General features: G+C 40.9%; 20 protein-coding genes and 1 pseudogene. 15 read left to right on the forward strand and 6 right to left on the reverse strand.

Annotated elements, in window-relative coordinates; all coding sequences use genetic code 11:
- Window positions 1–112 precede the first annotated feature (112 nt).
- Window positions 113–967, reverse strand: a complete 855-nt coding sequence (locus V7K21_RS20860; RefSeq protein WP_335177145.1) for a cell division protein FtsQ/DivIB — start codon at window positions 965–967, stop codon at window positions 113–115.
- Window positions 968–1,646: 679 nt separating this feature from the next.
- Between V7K21_RS20860 and V7K21_RS20865 the strand changes: the two genes are divergently transcribed.
- Both V7K21_RS20865 and V7K21_RS20870 read left to right on the forward strand, forming a co-directional pair.
- Window positions 1,647–2,978, forward strand: a complete 1,332-nt coding sequence (locus V7K21_RS20865; RefSeq protein WP_335177146.1) for a P-loop NTPase fold protein — start codon at window positions 1,647–1,649, stop codon at window positions 2,976–2,978.
- A gap of 109 nt (window positions 2,979–3,087) precedes the next feature.
- Entirely contained in the window at window positions 3,088–8,139 is a 5,052-nt protein-coding gene (locus V7K21_RS20870; protein WP_335177147.1) for an nSTAND1 domain-containing NTPase, read from the forward strand.
- 129 nt (window positions 8,140–8,268) lie between these two features.
- Here V7K21_RS20870 and V7K21_RS20875 read toward each other — a convergent pair whose 3' ends face one another.
- Window positions 8,269–8,616 (reverse strand): hypothetical protein, encoded by a 348-nt coding sequence (locus tag V7K21_RS20875; protein WP_335177148.1) that lies wholly within the window; start codon window positions 8,614–8,616, stop codon window positions 8,269–8,271.
- Between the two features lie 1,142 nt (window positions 8,617–9,758).
- On the opposite strand from V7K21_RS20875, the gene V7K21_RS20880 reads away from it, so the two are divergent.
- The 5 genes and pseudogenes from V7K21_RS20880 to V7K21_RS20900 all read left to right on the forward strand — a co-directional run.
- Window positions 9,759–10,592, forward strand: a complete 834-nt coding sequence (locus V7K21_RS20880) for a photosystem II manganese-stabilizing polypeptide (protein WP_335177149.1) — start codon at window positions 9,759–9,761, stop codon at window positions 10,590–10,592.
- A gap of 881 nt (window positions 10,593–11,473) precedes the next feature.
- Window positions 11,474–12,250 (forward strand): RNA polymerase sigma factor SigF, encoded by a 777-nt coding sequence (locus V7K21_RS20885; RefSeq protein ID WP_298910737.1) that lies wholly within the window; start codon window positions 11,474–11,476, stop codon window positions 12,248–12,250.
- 166 nt (window positions 12,251–12,416) lie between these two features.
- Window positions 12,417–13,313, forward strand: coding sequence for a hypothetical protein (locus V7K21_RS20890; protein ID WP_335177150.1), 897 nt, complete (start codon window positions 12,417–12,419; stop codon window positions 13,311–13,313).
- A gap of 2 nt (window positions 13,314–13,315) precedes the next feature.
- A complete protein-coding gene (locus V7K21_RS20895) occupies window positions 13,316–13,552 on the forward strand; it encodes a hypothetical protein (protein WP_298910653.1) in 237 nt (78 codons plus the stop codon).
- Window positions 13,553–14,031: 479 nt separating this feature from the next.
- Window positions 14,032–14,172 (forward strand): annotated as a pseudogene (locus tag V7K21_RS20900) (ABC transporter ATP-binding protein); the annotation flags it as partial.
- 2 nt (window positions 14,173–14,174) lie between these two features.
- Here V7K21_RS20900 and V7K21_RS20905 read toward each other — a convergent pair.
- Complete coding sequence (locus tag V7K21_RS20905) at window positions 14,175–14,855, reverse strand: tetratricopeptide repeat protein (RefSeq protein ID WP_335177151.1); 681 nt, start codon at window positions 14,853–14,855, stop codon at window positions 14,175–14,177.
- 688 nt (window positions 14,856–15,543) lie between these two features.
- Here V7K21_RS20905 and V7K21_RS20910 point away from each other — a divergent pair.
- Entirely contained in the window at window positions 15,544–15,870 is a 327-nt protein-coding gene (locus tag V7K21_RS20910) for a YbjQ family protein (protein WP_335177152.1), read from the forward strand.
- A 366-nt stretch (window positions 15,871–16,236) separates the two neighbouring features.
- Entirely contained in the window at window positions 16,237–16,869 is a 633-nt protein-coding gene (locus V7K21_RS20915; protein WP_335177153.1) for a hypothetical protein, read from the forward strand.
- A 317-nt stretch (window positions 16,870–17,186) separates the two neighbouring features.
- Here the strand turns inward: V7K21_RS20915 and V7K21_RS20920 are convergent, their stop codons facing one another.
- Complete coding sequence (locus V7K21_RS20920) at window positions 17,187–17,447, reverse strand: hypothetical protein (RefSeq protein ID WP_335177154.1); 261 nt, start codon at window positions 17,445–17,447, stop codon at window positions 17,187–17,189.
- An 89-nt stretch (window positions 17,448–17,536) separates the two neighbouring features.
- Window positions 17,537–18,235: an iron-sulfur cluster biosynthesis transcriptional regulator SufR gene (gene sufR / locus V7K21_RS20925; RefSeq protein WP_335177155.1), complete on the reverse strand. Its 699-nt coding sequence runs from the start codon at window positions 18,233–18,235 to the stop codon at window positions 17,537–17,539.
- A gap of 238 nt (window positions 18,236–18,473) precedes the next feature.
- Between sufR and sufB the strand changes: the two genes are divergently transcribed.
- The 6 genes from sufB to V7K21_RS20955 all read left to right on the forward strand — a co-directional run bounded on the left by sufB (window position 18,474) and on the right by V7K21_RS20955 (window position 24,956).
- Window positions 18,474–19,913, forward strand: coding sequence for a Fe-S cluster assembly protein SufB (gene sufB, locus V7K21_RS20930; protein ID WP_335177156.1), 1,440 nt, complete (start codon window positions 18,474–18,476; stop codon window positions 19,911–19,913).
- A gap of 104 nt (window positions 19,914–20,017) precedes the next feature.
- Complete coding sequence (gene sufC, locus V7K21_RS20935; RefSeq protein ID WP_335177254.1) at window positions 20,018–20,806, forward strand: Fe-S cluster assembly ATPase SufC; 789 nt, start codon at window positions 20,018–20,020, stop codon at window positions 20,804–20,806.
- The gene (gene sufD / locus V7K21_RS20940; RefSeq protein WP_335177157.1) at window positions 20,806–22,215 is read left to right on the forward strand and encodes a Fe-S cluster assembly protein SufD; all 1,410 of its coding nucleotides are present in this window, start codon (window positions 20,806–20,808) and stop codon (window positions 22,213–22,215) included. The genes sufC and sufD overlap by 1 nt, the downstream gene beginning before the upstream one ends.
- A 132-nt stretch (window positions 22,216–22,347) precedes the next feature.
- Complete coding sequence (locus tag V7K21_RS20945) at window positions 22,348–23,610, forward strand: cysteine desulfurase (protein WP_335177158.1); 1,263 nt, start codon at window positions 22,348–22,350, stop codon at window positions 23,608–23,610.
- A 103-nt stretch (window positions 23,611–23,713) separates the two neighbouring features.
- Window positions 23,714–24,322, forward strand: a complete 609-nt coding sequence (locus V7K21_RS20950; RefSeq protein ID WP_335177159.1) for a hypothetical protein — start codon at window positions 23,714–23,716, stop codon at window positions 24,320–24,322.
- 1 nt (window position 24,323) lies between these two features.
- Window positions 24,324–24,956 (forward strand): Uma2 family endonuclease, encoded by a 633-nt coding sequence (locus V7K21_RS20955; RefSeq protein ID WP_335177160.1) that lies wholly within the window; start codon window positions 24,324–24,326, stop codon window positions 24,954–24,956.
- A 34-nt stretch (window positions 24,957–24,990) separates the two neighbouring features.
- Here the strand turns inward: V7K21_RS20955 and V7K21_RS20960 are convergent, their stop codons facing one another.
- Window positions 24,991–25,533: a ParA family protein gene (locus V7K21_RS20960; protein WP_335177161.1), complete on the reverse strand. Its 543-nt coding sequence runs from the start codon at window positions 25,531–25,533 to the stop codon at window positions 24,991–24,993.
- Window positions 25,534–25,562 lie beyond the last annotated feature (29 nt).

Below are 25,562 nucleotides of genomic sequence, written 5' to 3' on the forward strand. Positions count from 1 at the left end.
ATATTCATTGGGAGACCTCAAGCTTTGGTTTCGTTACCTTTATCTTGTGGTTTCCCTTTCTTTTTTGCTACCCCTTCTCACTCACATAAGGCGTTTCAATACATTAAACATGCTAGATGTTTTTAGGGATTTTAGGAGTTAATTTTTGGTCTTTTTGGTTCATCTGTACTAATGGTAATTCCGGATTTTTCAGATCAATATACTCTATTTGACCAGAATTGAGTTTTGCTGTTAAATGCCGCATTTGGGCAAGTACCTTAATTTGTTCAGACAACTGGGGGCCTGGAACGCCGAGATGCACATTTCCTAGTTCTGTTTTCAAAATTAAATTCGTTGGATTTTGGCAATCAATTTCCATCACTTTCACAGGACTTTGGCTGACAGCTTGATGAAGCTGAGTCCAGTAGAGACAGTATTGTTTTGGTAATCCAATTACTCTGAGATTGGGTAATTTCCTTGTGGGATTCAGTGATGTGTATTTTTCTAAAGGCATCCAGACTCCACTTGCATCTAGTAAGCCGATTATGACTTTTTTGTTGCTAGTACCCTGATTTTGCACATTTGGTGTTTGAGTCACCGCTACAGGGACTCGTTCTTGGATTTCGATGATTAATCCAGGAGGAAAGAGGCGGCGTCTAACGATCGCTTGGGCAATAGTTGGTTGTTTTTTCAAAGAATTAGCGATCGCTCCCGGTTCAATCCGCCACAAAGACTGGGGGTAAGATAGCACCAACAGTGACTGAGTTGTCTCATCCGACAATAATTGATTGCCTGATTTCATCACTATTTGTTTGGGAGTTTTTAGCATCCACACTGGTTGGACTGCTACCCACAGCAATCCACCCGCCAAACCGATAATGGCAAAGGTTCGCCAAATAGCCTGAATAATTCTCATCTGCCGCCGCCGACGTAATTTCTGACGACGCTGGGCTAAATCCGTGCGGGAAACTGATATTATGCCAGCCATTCAAACCCCTTTCTGGTTGCAGTCCAAATTCCTTCATGCGCTTGTATCATTATTAATTTCAGTAAACACTGTTGGCATCTATTAGCCACTCTCCTCCAGACTTTTTTTATTTTTAGTAACACTTTACAGTAACAACACAAAGATCGTGGCGCTAGTCATCATTCCGATTAAAGTTTCCGGTGTCTAGTCTTAACCGACTGTTGTCTTTTTGACAAGTGATCATCAAATATTTTTTCTCTAAAGATTACAAAATATTAATTTAGATATTTATAATTTTGTTTTGTTGACAAATAGAATGTGAAATGATATGTAGGTATTTCATAACCTCTGTATAGCTTGCTATAATTAATACCAGTTCTACCTGATCAGCTATACAAACTGAGAACCATCTAGTCTAGTAGCTTTTTTACTGATTTACTCAACTATAAAGGTTTGTGCCAGGTCAAACAAAAGTTAGAGATTGTCAAAACCTCAATAGCAGGTGTAAAAAGGACAGATATGTTTAAGGTTATTAGGGTCAATTAAATCTCTACTATACTACTGACAGCGATCCTGCACCAAGTACTGTCCCTTGCAAGACACTACCAACTTGCGAGTTAATCGTGTGCCTACATCTCGGCTAGAGATTTTTTGTATAAAAAATATGAATTAAACTGCATCTACACACACATCTACATACATGAAAACGACATTAAATTTGTCACGTTTTTATAAAGCATGTAACCCCAGCTACACGCTCAATATAAGTAACGTACTTGATCGGCAGTATTACATAGATTTTGCTGATGTCCGTGGTTGCAAAATTGTCGAAGAATTGCAGCGGACTATCTGCCGGATTTCTCCTGATGAGCCAACCTGCCAGTTATTTACGGGTCACATTGGCTGCGGTAAGTCAACGGAATTGCAGCGCCTGAAGACAGAACTAGAATTGGCGGGATTTCATGTGGTTTATTTTGAGTCCAGTCAAGACTTAGACATGGCAGATATTGATGTCAGCGATATTTTGCTGAGTGTAGCCCGTCAAGTCAGTGCCAGTTTAGAAGGGATTAACATCAAACTCAAACCTGGTTATTTTACCAATTTGTTTAAAGAAGTAGGCGATTTTTTGCAAAGCCCCATAGAGCTTTCTGGACAAGCAGAATTGTCCTTGGGTATTGCCAAAATTACCGCCAAAACCAAAGATAGCAGCCAGATGCGGAATCAACTGAGGCAATATCTGGAACCACGTACCAGTAGTATTTTGCAAGCGATTAACGAAGAAATTTTAGAAAAGGCTATTGAACAGCTAAAGCTACGGGGTCAAAAAGGACTGGTAGTGATTGTGGATAATTTGGATCGAGTGGATATGCGTCCTTTAGCATCGGGGCGATCGCAACCCGAATATCTCTTCATCGACCGAGGTGAACAGTTACGCCGACTCAAATGCCACCTAGTTTACACCATTCCCCTGACGTTAATTTTCTCCAATGAGTACGAGACACTAAAAAATCGCCTGGGGGGAGGGATTGCGCCAAAAGTGCTGCCGATGGTATTAGTGCGACAAAGAGATGGCAGTGATTACGAACCAGGGATGTTACTAGTGCGCCAGTTAGTCTTAGCAAGAGCTTTTCCAGAAGTTCCTTTGAATGGAAGGCTTTTATTAATTACAGAATTATTCGATCACTCTCAAACCTTAGATCGTCTATGTCGCGTTAGCGGTGGCCATATTCGTAATTTATTGGGTTTACTTTATAGCTGCCTGCAACGACAAGATCCACCTTTTTCTAGGGACTGCTTAGAAGCCGTGATTAAGGACTACCGCGACGATCTGCTATTAGCTATTGATGAATCCCAGTGGGAATTATTGTTTGAAGTAGTGCAGCAGCAGAGAGTTAAAGGTGAGTCTGACTACCAGAGCTTACTACGAAGCATGTATCTGTTTGAATATCGTGATCCTCTGGGGCGCTGGTTTGGCATCAGTCCAGCCTTAGCAGAAACAGAAAAAGTCCTTGCTTGGCAACAAAATAAGTAACAGTATTGGGTAAGTCAATTGTCATTAGTCCTTTGTCGTTTGCCATTGGACTAATAACTAATAACTAATGCCCAATGTCCAATAACCAATGCCCAATGTTTAATAACCAATGATTAATGATAAGCAGGTACACATTTACACAAAAGAAAATCAGTATACTTTGCAAAGACTGATTAGAGTGATCGCACTTTCCGAAGGTCAATTTGCCCTGATTTTAGTTCGGTGTAACTATGAGCAATTACGTGAGCAAATGTTAGAAAATATTCGCTCTATCACTAAAGACATCAATATCAAAGAAATCGTTCTCAATCCACCAACTACTTCCTTACACAGCACAATAGTCTCAGAACTATTTCTAGATAATCCTGCCGTCGTTACAGACTCTTTGCCATCTGCTGTTATGGTTTTCGGTATTGAGTCAGCCATTGACCTGGAAAACTTACTTACAGGTATCAACCAAGCACGAGATATCTATGCCGCAACTTTTCCATTTCCAGTGATATTGTGGCTACAAGATGAAGTGGCATCATTACTGTCCAGATTAGCGCCTGATTTCAAAAGTTGGGCTGCAACCACTATTAAATTTGAAATGGCAAAAGCAGATCTAATTGATTTGATCCATCAAGAGGAAGAATCTCTATTTGCCAAAGTTTTAGAAGCAGGTGCTGAAACATTTTTATCTAATGCCTCCCTAAATTTAGATCCTAAGTCCCAACACCGCCACGAAATAGAATCAGCCCGTAATGATTTGCTGCGCCTCTATGGCTTTCAATTAACACCAGGATTAGAAGCTAGTTTGGAATTTGTATTGGGGCGAGATAAATACGCCAACGATCAAATTAATGGTGCTTTAGCCAATTATCAAAGAAGCCTAGCATTATGGCAGCAGGAAATCAGGATAATAGCAGAGTGGGAGAATAATTCTTCTTTACCCACCTCATATCCTCATCCTATACCCCCTTCATCTTTACTCAAGCAAGCAATAGTATTATTCCATCTGGGGCTGTGTTATTACCGAATGGCAGACTTACACCAGAATAATAATAGTAGCTATTGCGAACATGCTCTCTTGTGGTTTAAACAATGCTTGGAAGTATTGGAGGAAGTACAAAGAGAAGACTTAGTGGCTAAATTTATTTTACCTGCTTGTGAAATGCTGCAACGTTTACAAGCTTGGGATGACTTAAAAAAATTAGCTCAAAAGTCATTGCATCTACATAAAACTTATGGAAGTCCTGCACAAGTTGCTCAAAATTATGGTTTTTTGGCAAATGTGGCAGCTTCGGAGTCGAATTGGGTACTGGCTCATGAATTAGCGAATACAGCACTTTCTATCTCCGAAGAAGCAACAGAAGTTTCTCTGCGAGATGCTTTGCAAACACGAGGACAAGAAAGTTGGTATCTTCTCTTACTAGCACGTACACAGCGGCATTTAGGTGAGTCGGAGGAAGCTATCAATAATTTAGAATGGGCGAGGGTAGTTTGTGAGTTACAACATCAACCATCACTTTATCTAGAGATTTTAGAGGAATTGCGATCGCTTTACTTTTTTGAGCGTCATGACTATACAGAAGCTTTTAAGCTGAAGCAAGAAAAAATTCAAATAGAACATCAGTATGGCTTTCGTGCTTTCATTGGAGCAAGTCAGTTACAGCCGCAACGCTCTAAAATTAACCCAGCATTAGATCCTCAAAAAATACCATTTATTCCTGAGGGGGTTGCCCAAGAAATATCTGCTTCTGGACGACAGCAAGATGTCAATCGTTTGATTGAAAGAATTACTCGTGCTGACTACAAACTCACAGTAATTTATGGACCATCGGGTGTAGGTAAAAGTTCAATTCTCAAAGCTGGTTTAGTACCAGCTTTGAAAGGAAAAGTTATTGGTGAACGCATTCCTATACCTATTGTTTTGTCTGTTTACACTGATTGGATTACAGTCTTGACAAGCAGTATAAACCAAGCCTTTTCCCACACAGAAATATCGGTTAATCTGAATTCTAAACCTACTATACTGCTCGAAAAAATTCGGTTCGCATCTGAGCGCAATTATACAATAATTATCGTATTAGATCAGTTTGAAGAGTTTTTTTTTGTTAGTAATCCTCGCGCCCAAAGAATAGAATTTTACAAATTTTTTAGTGAATGTTTAAATATCTCATTTGTAAAAATTATTCTTTCCTTAAGAGAAGATTATTTACATCATTTATTAGAATTTGAACGGTTGAGCCAAAAAAATAGTATTGGACTATATGATTTAGGTATAATTAATAAAAATATTCTCGATAAGGACATTCGCTACTATTTAGGGAAATTCTCTAGTCAAGATGCTAAAGCCATAATTCACAGTCTTACTCAACGTTCCCATTATGAACTGAGTGATGAATTAATTAACCGATTAGTCCAGGATTTGACAGGAGAACTAGACGAAGTACATCCAATTGAATTACAAATAGTAGGTGCTCAACTACAAATAGAAAGCATTACCACACTCGGACAATACAAGCTTTGCGGTGGCTCGGCAAAATTGGTGGAACGCTGGCTTGGAGAAGTTATCAAAGACTGCGGTCAGCAAAATGAAGAATTAAGCTGGAAATTATTATTTGAATTAACTGATGAAAAGGGGACGCGACCATTAAAAACTAAAGCTGATTTAGCGGCTGCATTAGTTAATAATCAGGATATAGATACAATATCAAGCTTTGACACAGTTGGGGAACTGATTTTAGAAATATTGGTGGGTTCGGGGTTGGTGTTGTTAATCAGAGATGAATTAGGCGATCGCTACCAGCTAGTTCACGATTATTTAGTTGAACCAATTCGCCAAAAAAATAACTATGGCATAGTTGCCGAATTAGAAAAAGTCAAACTAGAAAAAACTAGAGCTGAAGTGGCTCAAAAACTTAGTCAAAAGCAACTCAATTTGGTATTACAACGGCGACTGCGGGAAGCACGGATAGCAGGCGCAGTGCTGGCAATCATGGGGGGAACAATAGCAGCATTATGGTGGCAAGCCGACTTGCAAAAAAGAGTAGCAATCCGCCAAACTGTACGAGCTGAACGCAGTGAAACCAACTTGAGGATTAGTGGAATCACTGCTGCTAGCGAAGCTCTTTTTGCCTCTAATAAAGAGTTTGATGCTTTATTAGAAAGTTTGCGGGCTTGGAGAGGACTAAAACAGGCAGATGGAGTGCAGCCAGATACCCGAATGCGGGTGGTGACAGCCCTGCAACAGGCAGTTTATGGGGTAACGGAAGCTAACCGCCTGGAAGGGCATAGTGATATTGTCTGGGGAGTAACTTTCAGCCCAGATGGTCAAACCCTAGCGTCAGGCAGCCGAGATCAGACGGTGAAAATTTGGCGTCCTGACGGTACCTTACTCCAAACCCTCAAAGGACACACTGATGCTGTCACCTGTGTAAGTTTCAGCCCAGATGGTCAAACCCTAGCCTCCGCCAGCCTTGACAAAACAGTGCAAATCTGGCACAAAAACCCGATTACGGGTGAATTTGACCCCAAGCCATATAAAACCCTGAAAGGACATAAAGATTGGGTTTACAGCGTTAATTTCAGTCCTGATGGTGAGTTGTTAGCTACTGGCAGTAAGGATACAACCGTAAAACTCTGGCGCAAAGACGGTAGCTTAGTAAAAATACTGAGAGGACATCGAGGGTGGGTCAACTGGGTAAACTTTAGTCCTGATGGTCAATTCATCGCCTCAGCCAGCGACGACAAGACAGTGAAAATCTGGCGACGGGACGGTAGCCTCGTCACAACTTTACAGGGACATCAGCAGGGTGTGACTGTAGCTGTTTTCAGCCCCGACGGCAAACTGTTGGCGTCAACAGGTCGAGATAAGACAGTGAAACTTTGGCTGCAAAAAAGTAACAGCACCAAAGACGGTTTTGACTTTCTTCCTTACAAAACTTTACGGCAACATAGCAGTACAGTGTGGAGTTTAAGCTTTAGTTCTGATAGTAAAAAGTTAGCTTCTGCGGGTGAAGACAATACCATAAACCTCTGGAGTATCACTGGTAACTTACTCGAAACCTTCAAAGGACACAGTGATGCTGTTGTCAGTTTAGCTTTCAGTCCAAATAATAAATTACTGGCTTCAGGAAGTTATGACAAAAGCGTAAAACTATGGAGTTTAGATGCCCCAACACCGTCTATTCTTCGAGGGCATCAGAAGCGAGTTTTGAGCGTTGCTTGGAGTCCTGATGGTCAGATGCTAGCTTCTGGTAGTAGCGATCGCACTGTCAAACTTTGGCGACGATACACCAGTAGTGGCGAGGTCAAAACCCGACTTTACAAAACTTTGGTAGGGCACACAGATAAAGTTCCTAGTGTCAGTTTTGACCCCAAAGGTAAAATGCTGGCTTCAGGAAGTTATGACAAAACTGTGAAACTTTGGCGGCTTGACGGTACTTTAATTATGACTCTCCACGGGCATACTGATAGTGTGATGAGCGTGAATTTCAGCCCTGATGGTCAGTTTTTGGCATCAGCTAGCAAAGATAAAACGGTGAAACTTTGGAACCGTGAGGGCAAGTTGCTCAAAACCTTAGTAGGGCATCAGGGTTGGGTAAATAGCGTGAATTTTAGTCCTGATAGTCAGGTTCTAGCCTCTGCCAGTGATGACCAAACTGTGAAACTCTGGGGGCGAGATGGTACTTTGCTCAAAACTTTCTCGCCCCATGACAGCTGGGTGTTAAGTGTCAGCTTCAGTCCCACTGATGAGTTGCTGGCTTCTGCCAGTTGGGATAACACCGTGAAACTATGGCGACGGGATGGTACGTTGTTAAAAACCTTATTAAAAGGGTACAGCGATAGCGTCAATGCTGTAACTTTCAGTCCCAATGGTGAATTCCTCGCCGCAGCCAGTTGGGATAGTACAGTGAAGCTCTGGAGTCGGGAAGGCAAATTAATTAAAAGTCTCAATGGGCATCGCGCCCCAGTGTTAAGTGTCAGTTTTAGCCCAGATGGTCAAACGTTAGCATCAGCTAGTGATGACAACACGATAATTCTGTGGAATTTACATCTTGATGATCTGCTTGTTCGTGGTTGCGATTGGGTGGGTGATTACCTCAAGCACAACCGCAATCTTGAAGAACGCGATCGCCTTCTTTGTGATGGCATAACCAGTACAAACCCTTTTTAATTTATGAATAATTATAAATTAATAATTATGAATTAAGTTGAAGCCTCAATCAGCAACCGCTCTTGGTTTAGCGGTTGATGAGGCGATCAGAGTTGTTAATTCAAAGCTATAAAATAATTTTCGAGATAATCAGCTAAAGGAGCGATCGCTCTCCAAAACTTCATGGCTATTTTCTGGAGGAGCCTCTTGGGGCAAATTCGCCAAAAAGGCTTGTAGTCTCATGCGCTCAATATAAGGCCAACCTCCCTCAGACTCAATATCTTTCAACAGTGAGTAGAGTTGCTGACGGTTAACAGGCAAACTCTCTTGAAAAACCCCATCCCGGATCTCTCGATGTAACTGCTCCAATTGCCTAAGCATTGCCAAAAGAGCTACAGTATCGTCTTCACAACCCTGAACTGCATCATGCACCACAGTTGCGATCGCTTGCAGTTTACAGGACAACTCCCCTGAGCAAAGATTTTTCTGATCGTTCATTCCACCCTTTCCGTATAAATGAGGTCAACTCAAATTTACCGGAGATTTTTAATTTTCCCTAGTTTGCCACTGTTGATTAGCTGTTACTTGACACCAGAAACTCTGCGGCAGGGTAGCTACTACCCATTTTGAGTAGCTGTAATAGCCTCAGAATCAGAAAAAGAAAATAATCTTAATATTCTGCTAAAATTTTTAGAGATTAAAGCCGCCGTCAAATCGGATGGTAAGCAGTACTTTATCTATTTGCTAGCCAAGACAACTTCCACAAGTTGAATTACTGAGCGAAGCCGAAGTGTTAAGAAGTAATTCCCAATGTTTTTAAGGGAAAAGCGGAGCCAGCGCTGTGCAAGGGTTCCAAGAGTTAAGGTGACTGGCATGGATTGCCGTTTATCCCCGTAGTTTTAGGCATTTGAACTAAAATTACCAACGTGGAAGTCTCGGCAATGAGTACTTTTAGGTAGCTTTGTGCAGATTTCTCCGAGCGGTGAATATAACTAGATTTGTATCTTTATTAAAGACAATTGCGATCACTCCTAAAAGGGAGCGGTAAAGTTTAACATAGCCTCCACGGCAGCTAGATGTGATCAGGACGAGACTTTCTTGGATTTTGAGTACTTTGATTTTGAGTTAAAAAAAATCGTATGATCTGGCTGATTTCCCCATCAAACAATGGGCTGTATGTAGTGGCGTCACATACATAATACAGAAACACTTGGGCGACGCCGCTTTTGCCACAGGCAAGAGCGAAGTATGAAGTAGACTCCTCTCTTCGTGCTCTTTGAGGCAAGCACTTATGCCACTCTGTGTAGGGCTTACCCATCCACGCGCTCAACCCTAACAAATGCTACCAACAGTCAAACTGCTGGTTTTTTGCTCCCCTAGTTACACACATCCAAAATGGATGCAGTGTGCTACTTAGTCTGGGGCTTCTGACACCCCAAGCTCAAGAGAGCGAAACGTTTAAGTACGTTTAGCAGAGAAAAGTTTGAGCGGCGACTTCCAATCTAATACGCCCGGACAGTTGTTTCAACTCTTGCAATCAGAGCAACGCAGCGTCCGGACGAGGATGGCTTCTCGTCAAAGATCAAAGCTTCGATGCAGTTTTACAACTTAGATATTAATTTTTGAGATTGAGGTTAACCATGAGGTATCGCGCTTTAATTGTTGCATTCTTGGCTTTGTGCCTGGGGCTAATAACTGCTTGTAGTGATGCTCCTGCTACTAGTAGTAGAGATGTACTAACTTACGATCAAATTCGTGGCACTGGCTTGGCGAACAAATGCCCCCAACTAGCAGAAACAAGGCGTGGCTCTATTCCCATTGATTCTAGCCAGTCCTATGCCATTAAAGAACTTTGCTTAGAACCAACTAGCTTCTTTATCAAAGAAGAACCTGCTAATAAACGGCAAGAAGCAGAATTTGTTGCTGGCAAATTGTTGACCAGATACACTTCCACCATTGACCAGGTGCAAGGCAACCTCAAAATAAACTCAGATAAGAGCCTGACCTTTGTGGAAACTGATGGTCTTGACTTCCAAGCCATCACTGTGCAACTTCCTGGTGGTGAGCGAGTACCTTTCCTGTTCACCATCAAAAACTTGGTTGCTCAAACCCAATCCGGTTTGACTACTATTAACACCTCCACGGACTTTGAAGGCACCTTCAAAGTTCCTTCCTATCGTGGTGCTGCCTTCCTAGATCCCAAGGGTCGCGGTGTCGTCAGTGGCTACGATAATGCTGTGGCTCTCCCCGCCCAAGCGGATGATGAAGAACTTACCCGCACTAACGTTAAGCGTGCTGAAAATCTTAATGGCAAGATTTCTCTGCAAATCGCTAAAATCGATAGCTCTAGTGGTGAAATTGCTGGTACTTTCGAGAGCGAACAGCCATCTGATACAGATTTAGGTGCTGGCGAACCGAAAGAAGTCAAGATACGCGGTCTATTTTTTGCGCGGGTTGAACCGACTCGTGGCTAAATTCTCTGGAGTTAGGTAACTGAGTAGCATTCAGAATTACAATTCTGTAAGCATCAGGTTTCATCACCAAAGTTAACTTCTTTGCCCCCATTTTCAGGGCTGTTTCATTCCTATATAAGCCTTACAGAGACGAAAAGAGACAAAGTTTCAAGGGGAGACAAGAGAAAAATTCTTCCTTCCCTTGTCCCAGCTTTTCAAGAGGCTTTGAAAGAATGAAACAGCCCTGCCTTTTTTGAGGGGGAAAGGTTAAAGCCGAGCAAAATTGTGAATTAAATAATCATTGCAATTGGGAAAAGGTTGATACCTTGTTCTTATGGGCGACTTGATTTATCCCTTTACCCCGTACCCTTTAACCTTTTCCCTTTCATTAAAAAACTATAAACTTAAGTACAACAAAGGGCATGTTGCCCTTTATTTTATTGAGTTACGTGAATATACATACTATTTATAAATATTATTAGTAATTTTAAATTATTGGATAAGTTTCAGTTTAAGAGACACGTAATTATACTGTGAAAAAAGTTTTCCTTATCCACAAACATCGTGACCAATGTTGTTTTGTTTCTATAAACTTAGCTTGAGCATTAATTAATTAAAGTTAAGTAAAATCTCGGTTTGATATCTAGTAATTAATTTTATATTTTATTTCTATGTAGTTCTAAAAACAGCTACAGAGCGGATCAAAGATAAATAACGATTTCGCCCATTTAAATTTTGCTCGATTGTCAAGCAACTATATGGAATTTTTTCTAGGAAAACTTTGTTATTTTCCATAGAATTTTGTGATGACATATAGTCCGATATTCTCTTTAATATCGTGCGATCGCAGCTAAGTTTAAAAGTGCGGAATGTGGGTTAATTTACTCAATAAACACGGTGCTATGCCTACCACAGTCACCAATGAACTAAAACATGAAATTTGGCAGTTGTTGCGAGAATATCAGCAATCTCGGTCAGAAAATGTTCGCAATCAACTGGTAAAACTCAACTTTGGACTTGTGAGAAAAGAAGCTCACTACTGGACGAATCAATGTCATGAAACCTACGATGATTTGCTTCAGGTTGGGTGTTTGGGTTTAATCAGAGCTATTGAAAAATTTGAACTTTCCAAAGGACATGCCTTTAGTTCCTACGCTCTTCCCTATATTCGGGGTGAAATTCAACACTATCTCCGAGATAAAGGTGTCACGGTGCGAATTCCTCGGAAGTGGTTAGCACTACAACAGCAAGCAATAGGAGTGTCACGTTCTTGGCGTGAAAAGCATAATCGCCAACCAACAGACTCCGAACTAGCAACAGCACTGGAAATTTCTCCAAACGAATGGCAAGAAATTAAATTAGCATGGGTAAATCGTGCTCCCTTGAGTCTTGATGTACCAATCCAAGATGGAGAAGAAGGCTCTACCTGTTTGGGAGAATTGGTTCCAGATCCTCACTATCGCAGCTTTCAATTGGCACAAGAAGACCAACTTCGATTGCAACAAGCATTGGTTCAGCTTGAACAACGCACCCGCGATGTGTTGGAATGTGTGTTTTTACAAGATTTGACACAAAAACAAGTTGCAGAACATCTAGGAATCAGTGTCGTAACAGTTTCCCGTAGAGTCAAGAAAGGTCTGGATTTGATGAAAGAGCTTATGGGTGTAGCAGAGGATTAACTGCAAATCAACACCAAGCCGCAGTTATGCTGAGTAGGCAGTGCTAAAAATAACCCTTGAAATGTAAAAAATTAGGTTATAAAGGGAACAGACTTTGCCTTTGATCCAAATTTCAGGCATGTTGATTTCCACTTTTCGATTTTCCAATGGCTTTTGAGAACAGCTCATGGGCAGAAATTTAAAAATTACAATTGTAGCTATTTTAACTTTGGCGATCGCTGGATGTGCTTCTGAAGATACACAACAAGCCACCAATCCTGTGCCGATTCCCAAAATAGCAGCAAAGTCGCCCCCAGCGGCTCAATCCTTTAACAATCCAGTGATACCTGCCAAACAGGTTTCACTAGTTACTCCTGCATCTGTTAACTTGATTCAATCCACTAATGCTACAGAGCGGGCACGGCTAGTTGTGCTATCAAAAGACCGAAGTGACCCGTTTGCACAAATTTTTGGGCAGGCGGTTGCCGGAATGCCTAAAACATCTGGAAGACCTGTTCCCGTATTGCCTAAGCTACCTACTGCATCACTAGCAAGACGAAAACTTCCAACACGCACCATAGCTTTAACCAGACCTGTTCCCGTATCGCCTAAGCTACCTACTGCATCACCAGCAAGACGAAAACTTCCAACACGCAGCATAGCTAAAAAAATCAATCCTACCTTGACTTCAGTCTTGCCTAAAGTTTTACCTCAAGTTATCCCCAACCCCACTTTAGTATCTGTATTGCCACCACCAGCACAACCTAACTTAGCAAGGGCAGTTATTGTGACTGGTGTAGTTCTAATTAGTAAGGAACCCCAGGCAATTATCAAAGTGCCGGATGAGCCGACAAGTCGCTATGTGCAGGCGGGACAGCGATTAGCAAATGGCGTACTGGTTAAACGTATTGAAATGAATCAGGGCTACAACCCCATTGTGATTCTGGAACAATATGGTATTGAAGTTGCCAAAATGGTAGGGGAAGGGGCTGTCAATTCAACATCGTCAGCTGCATCTGCTACTGGCAATCCTATTTCAGTGACAACGCCCCCCTTAAATTCTTTTAATGTTGGAGCTTCATAAAGATGGAGATTAAGGAAAAAATTGAGTTTCCTGGTTTGCCTTTAGCTGTCTATAGAGAAATAGCAGCTCATTTACGTCAAGTTGAAGGGGTAGAAGTGGATTTAATTCCCCAGTCATCCCAACAGTTTGATTACAATCAAAGTCAAATTGGTGGCTTGTCCATCTCGTGGACAGCAAACTCTGGTTTAGAAAGTCGGCAACGAGTTAACCAAATTTTGGCTTACTATCAAAATCGCTAGATGAATCCTATTTGATTTCGTTCAAATTGAAGCCTCAGATTCCCAATTTTTTACATAAGTTGGGAATCTTGTTGTTCAGGAATAATTAAGTACGTCTCTGGTGGATGACGACTTCATACCAATTCTTTGTATATAAAACTGCATAAAATCAACCTTGGTCAAACTTGGGGCTTAAGCCCCAAGTTTTGGATCAACCTCACAGGTAATCGGTATCAGCTAATATCAAATTATTGAATTTAGCTGAAAACTTGTGTACTTAAAAACTTAAAAACTAAATACCTGAGTATCCGCACTGCAAAATTCTAATTTCGTCAGGAATTAGACTGATAACGACATCATCTGAGTTGAAAATATGGAACTGCACGGGAGGCTACATCATATTAGCAACCCGCAGTGACAACTACTGATTAATCAATTCACAGTGAAGGTTTGGTGAGAAGGAATTGGATGTGTCTGAAGTGGGAAGTGATGGCGCTCGTCGCTGGGAATATTTGTTTTTCCCATCCCTGAAAGCAGCAAATGTCTACTTGAATGAACAGCCCGATAAAACCAAAATGATCGTGCGTCCCTCTAACCTGGAAGATATTTTTGTGGAATTAATGAGACGCCAGTTAGATTAACCTTATCCTCCTAACTGTCGTAGCATGGCTTCTACCCTGTTCACACCTTCGGAGTCATTGCGCCGCTTATACAAGTCACGGGCTTTCTGAAGCAAGCTGTTTGCTTGTTTAGCTTGTCGTCGCTGTTTATACATCGAACCCATCAATTCATAAGTCTGGGCATTATTCTTATCCAAGCCGATTGCTTGCTCGTATGCCCAGGTAGCGGCACTATAGTCTCCCATACGAGATTGCGTCACAGCCAATCCTAAATAAGCGTTAACATTGTTACGGTTCAGCTGTATGGCACGACGGTAGCCTTCCTTTGCCCCAGGCGTGTCGCCCAAATTCGCTTTGATGTAACCCACAGCGTAATAAAAATCACTATTGTTAGGGTTGATGGCGATCGCCCGACGATAAGCTGTTAATGCCGCCTGGTAATTTCCCTGTTGAGCGTACAAGTAGCCAATACCTGAATGAATTTTAGCATTCTTGGGATCTAGGCTAGCTGCTTGCTGATAAACAGCGATCGCACCACCATAATCGCCGGTATCCACTAACCTCCGTCCGTCTTCTAGTAGTTGCTTTAATTGTGGGTTTTTGCCTTGCGCCACTAATACCTGAGCCTGAGCCACTGAAGGTATGCTGAAGGCAAAACATCCTAGTAACACCACACTAAACACAAATGATGTTGGCTTGTACACAGTAAAATTCCTGAAATTTTAGAGGACTTTTTTTCTTGTACATTAAAACAAAAATATGGACTTTTGAAAACTGTATTTATTCGTATGAATTAAGATATTCATAGTTCATTCATTATAATCAGTGCTATATCACAGAGTTTTTACTGAAAGATGAAATGCGAAGTATAAATGCTGAAATGATGTTACTCTATATATAAATTCAGAATAACACCAAAATTACACTCTTTCTTATCAGTAGTTATACGTGTAAATCTTCAAAAAGCAATAGGTGATACGCCAATCCGATAAATTATTGAATATTAATTCCTATTGAGTATTTAACTTAACAACTTACTAAGTGTGTATCCAATTTTATTTTCTTTATACTATCTTTAGCGAAGCCGCATATTTTGCAAGCAGTCGTTATCTATCGATTGTCTACATCCTTTTATGGTCATTACACGATAAGATAAATTCAAAAAGCAAAATGCTCCTTCAAATCCTAATTCATTTTTAGGACAATACTACAAGTGAAAGCGCAGTTGCAATGGCACTTTGTACCTACTGAAAGCGATCGCTGTTTAAAATTGTGTGAGAGTATGTTTATCAAACCTATCTCAACGAAAATAATTATATGTGTATAAGTTTACACTTGTTGAAGTATTTTAATAATGAATATTAACCTATATACTATCTGGGAGGCTAATTTATGATTATAACTACCACTGATGTGATTCAAGGAGCCGCTATTGAGTCATATTTAGGCATTGTGACAGCAGAAGTAGTTTACGGCAGCAATCTCTTACGGGATTTTTTGGCTGGTATTCGAGATATTATTGGTGGACGCACTGGTAGCTATGAGCGTTTATTTGAGCAGGGTCAACGCAAGGCATTAGAAGAATTAGAACAACGAGCACAACGTTTAGGAGCAAATGCTGTGATTGGGATTGAAATTGATACTGGCACAATCAATATTGACCAGTCAGGAGTCCTATTACTGATTACTGCTACAGGCACCGCAGTCAAGATGCGTTAATATTTTAATAGTTGTCTAATTAGTTTTTTTAGTATCTTTTAATCAGGTTTACAAACTTGTGTATGAAGTTGAATTTCCTATAAAATAAAAGCTAGGTTACGATAGCAGCTAATAACTGTATTGTAATTTAACGTTTTTATTTATTTTATATGGAAAATCTGGAAAAAACGATTAATATGTAATAAATAAATCCTAAGTTTTATTAAAATTTGTTAAATAAGTCTGTTTTTTCTCACTAAAGATAGACTTATTAAATATTTCTATTGATAGATATAAAAGCAGATGATTTAGCTATTTAATTTTAAGTACAAACATGAATATACCTGAGCAGCAACTTTGCTGAAACAGCACTGGAGAACATAAGCTATGTCATACGTAAATCGGACAGGTGATGACACTATTCCTACTGGACCTGTGGTAGCAGGCCGAGTAAGTGAATATCATGATCTTGTTCGCTGGGGGCCGATTATTTCTGGTTTGTTGGTTTCCTTAGCTACCCAATTAATTTTGAGCGCTATAATAGGTGCGTTTGCAGCAGGCACAGTTGAAGGTTCAGGTGCACCGAGATCAATTGCCTCTAACGCTGCGGGTAATGCGGGGCTTTGGTCAACTATCGCTTTATTAATTTCCCTATTTACTGGTGGTTGGGTTACAGCCCGTGCTTGTGGGCCGATGAACCGCAATACAGCTCTCCTTAACGGCGCAATTCTTTGGGCAACAACTTTGGCAGTTAGCTCATGGCTGTTAGCAAGTGGAGTATCTGGTGCTTTTGGTGTTGCTGCTTCCAACGCTGGGGCAGTCATAAACCAGGTACAACAGCAAGGTGGTGTTAATGTACCACAAGCGAATATAAGTGCCCAACAAGCTCGTGAAGCGGCAGGTAATTTACGTTCGGGATTGTGGTGGTTTGTGTTTGGTTCTTTGTTGGGTTTAATAGCCTCAATGATTGGAGCCGTGACTGGATCTCGTAGTCCTCGGGCTAACAATTACAATCCTTAAAAAATTGTTTGACAAACAAAATATTATCAACTTTAAAAGCATCTTGAAAAAGGTGCTTTTTGTTTATTATTTAAGGCTGGTGTTTGTAACGTCCAATTAATTCTACCGTTGCTAAAATATGACTATCAATTGCTGCTCATCGTCGTCAGGGACTTAAAAGGTTCTCGCTCCAATATTGACTTGAGGCAAAATTGTGAATATATCTTATCTATTAATATCCCGCTTCTAAGCAACAGAAATGTTTTTTATAAGCGGGATATTTTACATGGATAGCTATTTTTTCAAAGTCAATGAAACGAAAACTTTACTACCACAATTCACCATTTTAAGTATGAAGCTTCAATTCCCTGTTCACGTCGAATTTTGCCATCTTTTTCAAACCAGAAAATTAGTTGTTGTGCTGTCAAATCTTCAATAGCAACACCGTACTCTTGAGCAATATACTTCAAAAGCTTAAGTGATGAAATTGTCAATCTTGTTAAAAACTTTTCTGGGGAAGACAACAAAGCCGCGTCTACTTTTGCCGACTCTTCCAGGGTTAAAAATTGTGCTGATGGTTGCTGTGGTAATACGTCCATAAACGCTATCTCAAACTTAGTTGATTATTGATAATGGGTAGTTGCGATTCAGGTATTATCGATTACCGAAGATAGATGTAAAACCGAGCTTATTCATGAGACTTTTGCTGGCGAACTTGTACCAAATAGCCACAACGATGTTCGCCGTTGATAATCCAGTGGGTGCGTTCTACGGTACAATCAAGTAAGACGGCAGCAAACATTTCTAATTCGTGACCACAGATGCTGGGGAAAGACTCGGCAACGTTGGAAATAGCGCAGTTATGTTCCATTAACATAAAGCGATCGCTTTCAAAGCAGTCATTCGCATCAACAGGGTGATACTCCGCCATGAAGCCTTCCGCTTTTCTCAACTCTACTAACTTAGCTACACGTTCTCGCAGTGAACCGCTACCCACGCGATCGCGGTATTCTTGTGCTTTGCGCTCCCACTGTTTCTGTAAAATCGATTTAAATTGGTCGTGTCCTACCGTTTCGGCTAAGGTGTCTAGCAGCGAAACCGCAAAATTGCCGTGGCCATCACCAAAGCGATCGCTCATTGTTCGATGCAAGCGATCGCGTCCCTGAGGACTCAGTTGATAAAGATGCTGCGGACGCCCCATCCCCGCCGCCTGTACTGGTAACGAATACAAAACTAGCTCCTCCGTCTCCAAATCTTTGAGATGACGACGAATCGCTTGAGGGGTAACTTCTATAACTTCAGCTAACTCAAAAGCCGTTGCTTGTGAGTGTTTGTGCAGATATTCTAGGATATCTTGCTTGGTTGAGGACTGGTGGGTAGTCGCCATCTTCTGGTGCGAGACGTTCAACTAACGTCCCAAAAATTTCTTGGAAAATTTGACTTTGACAACATTGTTGTTGTTAATCTAGCGTAAAATGAAAATAGTTTAAACAACAATGAAGTTGTTTTAGTCTCCATCTATATTCTAGCAGCCGTGTAACCATTCCGTAACCTGATATGGGAATCGGTTAGCCATAGCCCACCTCCCATCCTAAAAGAGTTCTGAATACGAGAGATTATTACTGATGAGTGCCACTGTCAAAACCTTAGTCAACCAACCCTACAAGTACGGCTTTGTTACCGATATTGAAGCCGACACTATTCCGCGTGGACTAGACGAGGACGTTGTTCGCTTAATCTCCTCTAAGAAGAACGAGCCGCAGTTCATGCTGGACTTTCGCCTCCGGGCTTATCGCCAGTGGCAAAAAATGACGGAACCAACTTGGCCAAATGTCAAGTATCCGCCAATCAATTATCAGGATATCATTTATTACTCAGCGCCAAAACGCAAGAAAGAAAAACTAAACAGTTTGGACGAAGTTGATCCAACCCTTTTAGAAACCTTTGAGAAGTTAGGCATTTCTCTATCTGAACAGAAGCGACTGGCAAATGTCGCCGTCGATGCAATTTTCGATAGCGTTTCTGTCGCCACCACATTTAAAGAAAAGCTAGCGGAAGATGGCGTTATTTTCTGCTCGATTTCGGAAGCGTTGCAAGAACACCCAGAACTAATCAAAAAATACCTGGGTAGCGTTGTTCCTATAGCTGACAACTACTTTGCCGCCTTGAACGCCGCCGTATTTAGCGATGGTTCCTTTGTCTACATTCCTAAAGGCGTGAAATGCCCAATGGAACTGTCTACCTACTTCCGCATCAACTCTGGTGATACGGGACAATTTGAGCGGACTTTGATTGTCGCCGAAGAAGGTAGTTATGTTTCTTACCTTGAAGGTTGCACCGCACCGATGTATGACAGCAACCAGCTGCACGCCGCCGTTGTGGAACTCGTCGCCCTTGACAACGCCGAAATTAAATACTCCACTGTGCAAAACTGGTACGCTGGAGATGCCAACGGTAAAGGCGGTATTTACAACTTCGTCACCAAGCGCGGTTTGTGTCAGGGCGTAAATTCCAAGATTTCCTGGACTCAAGTAGAAACAGGTTCGGCAATTACTTGGAAATATCCTAGCTGTGTGTTGGTGGGTGATAACTCTGTGGGTGAGTTTTACTCGGTGGCGCTGACAAATAATATGCAGCAAGCTGATACGGGTACAAAAATGATTCACGTAGGTAAGAATACCCGCAGTACAATTATTTCTAAAGGAATCTCCGCAGGTAATTCTAGTAATAGCTATCGGGGTTTGGTGAAAGTTAACCCGACAGCGAAAGGGGCAAGAAATTATTCTCAGTGCGACTCGATGCTGATTGGGGATAATGCCCATGCGAACACTTTCCCTTATATTCAGGTGCAAAATAACACTGGGAAGGTGGAGCATGAAGCTTCTACTTCTAAGATTGGGGAAGATCAGTTATTTTACTTCGCTCAACGGGGTATTTCTTCTGAAGATGCTATTTCGATGATGATTAGCGGCTTCTGTAAGGATGTTTTTAATCAGCTACCAATGGAGTTTGCAGTCGAAGCTGATAAGTTGTTGAGTTTGAAGTTGGAAGGCAGTGTTGGATAAATGGAAGCAAGGATAAATACAGATACATCGGTGTTCTGTGTTTATCTGGAAGAATGACGAACCGCCAAGACGCCAAGAGCGCAGAGAAGGAGAAGGGAGAGAAGATGATTTTTGAAAATAGTGAAGTTGTGCTGTCAGTAAGGGATCTGACGGCTAATGTTGATGGGACACCGATTCTTAAGGGTGTGAATCTGGAGGTGCGATCGGGTGAAATCCACGCGATTATGGGGCCGAATGGTTCTGGTAAGAGTACCTTTTCTAAGGTGTTGGCTGGACATCCGGCGTATGAGGTGACTGGCGGTGAGGTGATTTTTCAGGGGCAAAATTTACTGGAGTTGGAACCGGAGGAACGGGCCAGAAGTGGTGTATTTTTGGCGTTTCAGTATCCGTTAGAAATTCCGGGTGTGAGCAATTTGGATTTTTTGCGGGTGGCGTACAATTCCCGTCGCAAGGCGCAAGGTTTAGAGGAAATAGACGCTTTTGATTTTGACGATTTGATTGAGGAAAAGCTGGATGTGGTGAAGATGAATCCCAGTTTTCTCAGTCGAAGTTTGAATGAAGGGTTTTCTGGTGGTGAGAAGAAGCGGAATGAAATTCTGCAAATGGCCTTGCTGGAACCAAAGTTGGGAATTTTGGATGAGACTGATTCGGGTTTGGATATTGACGCACTTAGGATTGTGGCGAATGGAGTAAATCAACTGGCAAGTCCGGAAAATGCCACAATTTTAATTACCCACTACCAACGATTACTCGATTATATTGTGCCAGATTTTGTGCATGTAATGGCAAACGGGCAGATTATTACAAGTGGTGGTAAGGAACTGGCACTGAAATTGGAGTCTCGCGGTTATGATTGGGTGCTGGAAGAGTTTGCAGCTGAGGTGGGTGTGTAATGTCTATTGAAGTATCTCAAAGTCAGGCTTCCAACACCTTGGTAGATAGAGATCCTTACCTGAGTGAGTTGTTAAATCAATTTCAGGGATTGATTTTCGAGGAAGTTCCTCAGCCAGAAACATTTGCTTGGTTACAACAAGTGCGCGATCGCGCTGCTAATTTTGTCCGTAACTCAACTATCCCCACTACCCGTGAGGAAGAATGGCGATTTACTGATCTGTCGTCTCTACGACAAGTAAAATTCAATGTAGAGACACGAGGGTTTTGGTCTATAAAATTTGATATCACACGACTGACTTTACCAGAAGCTGTTGATAGTAGGTTGGTGTTTGTCAACGGAGTTTTTTCGCCGGATCTGTCATCTGTTGCAGATTTGCCAGAAGGTATATGGGTGGAAGATTTAGCTGGATTTCCTTTAGAATATCGCTCTCGCCTAGAGAATTATTATTCAGTCCAAGAACCGGGTACACAAGAAGTCTTCACTGCATTGAATACTGCTGCTTTCACAAATGCATCTGTAGTATGGGTGGGAAAAAATGTTATCGTAGAAACGCCAATTCATTTACTATTCCTGTCTATTCCTGGTGATTCACCGATACTATCACAACCTCGTTCTTTAGTAGTGGCTGAATCTGGTAGTAGTGTTACGCTCATTGAAGATTATCTGTATCAACCAACAGACATAGAAGATCCAGATCAAATAGAACTTGGGGAAGTAGTTCACTTTACTAACGCAGTTACAGAAATCTGGATTGAGGAAAATGCCCAGGTTAACCATACTCGAATCCAAGGTGATAGTGCAGAGGGTTTTCATATTGGTAAAACATCTGTCTCCCAAGCTCGGAATAGTCGATATACTTGTCATGCCATAAATTTAGGTGCGAAGTTGTCGCGGCACAATTTAGAAATTTTGCAAACTGGTGAACAGACAGAAACTACTCTTAATGGGTTGACGATGATTTCTGGTAAGCAGTTGTCTGATACTCACAGTGCGATCGCCCTAAATTATCCTCACGGTACAAGCGATCAATTGCATAAGTGTATTGTAGGCGATCGCGCTCATGCGGTATTCAATGGTAAAGTTTTTGTACCCAAACCAGCGCAGTTGACAAATGCAACCCAGTTGAATCGGAATTTGCTACTGTCATCGAAAGCCAGGGTTGATACCAAACCCCAATTGGAAATTACAGCCGATAATGTCAAATGCGCTCACGGTGCTACCGTTAGCCAATTGGAAGATGACGAAATATTTTATCTGCAAAGTCGGGGAATTGATGAAAACGACGCTCGGAAGTTGTTAGTTAACGCCTTCGCTGCTGAAGTCATCAATAAAATACCGATTCCCTCTCTGCGAGAAATCCTTTTAAACATAGTTAATAATCTTAAGTTCACATCGCCTGACTCTTGAGAAAATTTTAGATTTTAAATTTTGGATTTTGAATCTTCAATCCAAAATTCTGTGGAGTCAATCTAAAATCTAAAATCGTTCGACTGAGCGTAGGCGAAGTCTCAAATCCCAAATTGTTTGACTAATCTACCAATGACTTTCACTCCTACCAAAACCCTTACTGATCAAGTTCGTGCTGACTTCCCGATTTTGCATCAGGAAGTTAACGATAAACCTTTGGTTTATCTCGATAATGCTGCGACATCGCAAAAGCCTTTGTTCGTATTAAATACCCTGCGGGATTATTACGAGCAATATAATGCTAACGTGCATCGTGGTGCCCATTCCCTGAGTGCTAAAGCTACCGATGCTTATGAAGGGGCGCGAGACAAAGTTGCTAAATTCATTAATGCTGCATCACGTCAAGAAATCGTTTATACCCGCAACGCAAGTGAGGCGATTAACTTAGTAGCCTACAGCTGGGGAATGAACAATTTGCAGCCGGGAGATGAGATTATTCTCTCGGTGATGGAACACCATAGTAATATTGTGCCTTGGCAATTGGTGGCGCAAAAAACGGGTGCAATACTTAAATTTGTAGAACTAACACCAGAAGAAACGTTTGATTTGGAACAGTTTAAAAAGCTGATTTCTGACAAAACAAAATTGGTTTCGGTGGTACATATTTCCAATACTTTGGGTTGTATTAACCCAGTAGAAGAAATTGGTGCGATCGCTCACAAATTCGGTGCTAAATTCTTAGTTGATGCTTGCCAAAGTGTTCCCCACTACCCTGTCGATGTGCAGCAGATAGATTGTGATTGGTTGGTAGCATCCGGTCATAAAATGTGCGCCCCAACTGGGATAGGATTTTTGTATGGCAAGTTGGAATTGTTAGAATCAATGCCGCCATTTTTTGGTGGTGGTGAGATGATTGCAGAGGTATATTTAGACCATTCCACTTATGCAGAATTACCGCATAAATTTGAAGCTGGTACACCTGCAATTGGAGAAGCGATCGCGCTTGGGGCTGCGATAGATTATCTTAGCAGTATCGGCATGGATAAAATCCACGCCTATGAAGCAGAATTAACAGCTTATTTGTTCCAACAATTAGAGCAAATTCCCCAAATTAGAATTTACGGCCCTAAACCAAATGCTAAAGGTGAAGGTAGGGCTGCACTTGCGTCATTCACCGCCGGGGAAGTCCACGCTAACGACTTATCTACATTATTAGATCAAGAAGGCGTTGCCATTCGTTCTGGACACCACTGCACTCAACCATTACACCGTTACTTAGGTCTTGCTGCAACCGCACGAGCAAGTCTATCTTTCTACAACACCCGCGAGGAAATTGATATTTTCATCAAAGCACTGAAAGAAACTCTGGACTTTTTTGAGGGTTTCCTTGCTTAAAGTTACAAAATATTCAGATAGTGATTGTGCCAAATATCAGCAACATATCTTGCTAATAGTTGGCACAATTTAATTATCTGGATTATTTACAGGAGAAACTAAAGTGTCATACAGTGACTTTACTTTAGACAGAGTTAGGAAAACCTTTGGCTTAACTATTTCTGATCAAATTGATATATTTGCATGTGTACATGAAGTAGAGTGTCCACCATTACTTGCAGAAGTCTTGCGGGAAAATGTACCTTTAGCTCTTGCAAGTAATACTGAAAAATCTCGTTCTGAGATGATTATTGCACCAATTTTAATTGCTGTAAGAAAATATTTAAATAATCAAATAAGTTTATTTTCTGGTATCGATTTTACTGTTGATTCAGCACAAGGTTTAAATGGAAATTGCGATTTTATTATTAGCCGTTCACCAGAGTTACTAATTCTTAACGCACCAGTTGTCACAATTGTAGAAGCTAAGAAAGAAAATATCAATGCAGGATTAGGTCAGTGTGTAGCAGAAATGTTAGCAGCTAAATTGTTTAATGAACGTGAGGGTAATAACATTCAGGCAATTTATGGAACTGTCACCACTGGAACTAACTGGAAGTTTTTAAAGCTCATTGGGCAAGTGATTGAAATCGACTTGAGCGAGTATTATATTAATGACATAGGTAAAATTATTGGGATTTTATCTAATATCGTGACAGAAGAAGTATTGTAATATGCTTGTCAAGTCAACGCCTGCGGAACAAAGAACAGTGCTACAGAACATTAGCTGGGAAACCTTTGAAGCCTTGCTGAGAGATACAGGTGAGGACAGAGGCTCAAGATTTGCTTATGACTGCGGTGTTTTAGAAATCATGACTCCACTTTTTGAACATGAAAACCCCAAAATTCAGTTTGACCGATTTATTATAGTCTTAGCTGAAGAATTAGGAATTGAAATTATAAGTGCTGGCTCAACAACATTGAAGCGAAAAATATCAAAGCGGGGAATAGAACCAGATACTTGCTATTATATCCAGAATAAACAAGCTATTAGGGGTAAGCAAACTTTAAATTTAGAAAATGATCCGCCGCCTGACTTAGCAATTGAGATTGACATTACCAGCAGTTCAGTTAACAAATTGGGGATTTATTCAGCGTTGGGTGTAACTGAACTTTGGAGATATGACGGGCAAAATTTAAAATTTTATCAGTTGGTAGATGGGCAATATGTCGAGTGTAAGTTTAGTATTGCCTTTCCAATAGTTTCAGTCAGTGAGATAAGCAGTTTTATTGAACAGAGTAAAAGTATTGGGGAAATTGCTTTGCTTCAATCATTTCGTATTTGGGTGCGGGATAAGTTAGGATAATGGGGTGGGCAATTCAACCTTTTTTAGGAATAACTTAGTGTATCTTGTCCACAAATAATTCTATCTCTTCTAAAGCTTTTGAATAGTTATTAATAGGAAGTCTAATATCACTGCCATCTGGCATTCTATATGTAGATTGTTTGGGAAGCATAGACATAGGAATTCCAAGAGAGGATGATACTTTACCTGATGTGTGAAAATCTTTTATACCTGAAAAATAATAGTTTTCCCATTCTTTGCTAGAAGTTGGGGTGTGTTGACAAGGTGCAAATAATGAAGGAAATTTATTAAATTGCTCGTAACAAAAATCAATTAGTTCTGTTCTTATAGAATCAAATGCTGTTGCAACTCCATCCTTAATTGTATAGTTATTAAAAACAAACTCGTAAATTACTGGCAATTTAAGTTGAAAGTGTTCTACTTGATTATTAAAAGTAATGATTCCATCAGCATACTGTTTTAAAGCGGCAGAAGGATATTTACCAAAAAGTAGCATGAAAAGACTTTTTATCCCTTCAAGAGAGCTAAAATCTGCCATCATTGGAACCACAATTTTATCTGAAGAAACTAGAGCCATTTGTGTATATATAGAAAAGCTGGGATTGC

Origin of the sequence: Nostoc sp. (assembly GCF_036919595.1) — a bacterium.
Taxonomy (GTDB): domain Bacteria; phylum Cyanobacteriota; class Cyanobacteriia; order Cyanobacteriales; family Nostocaceae; genus Nostoc.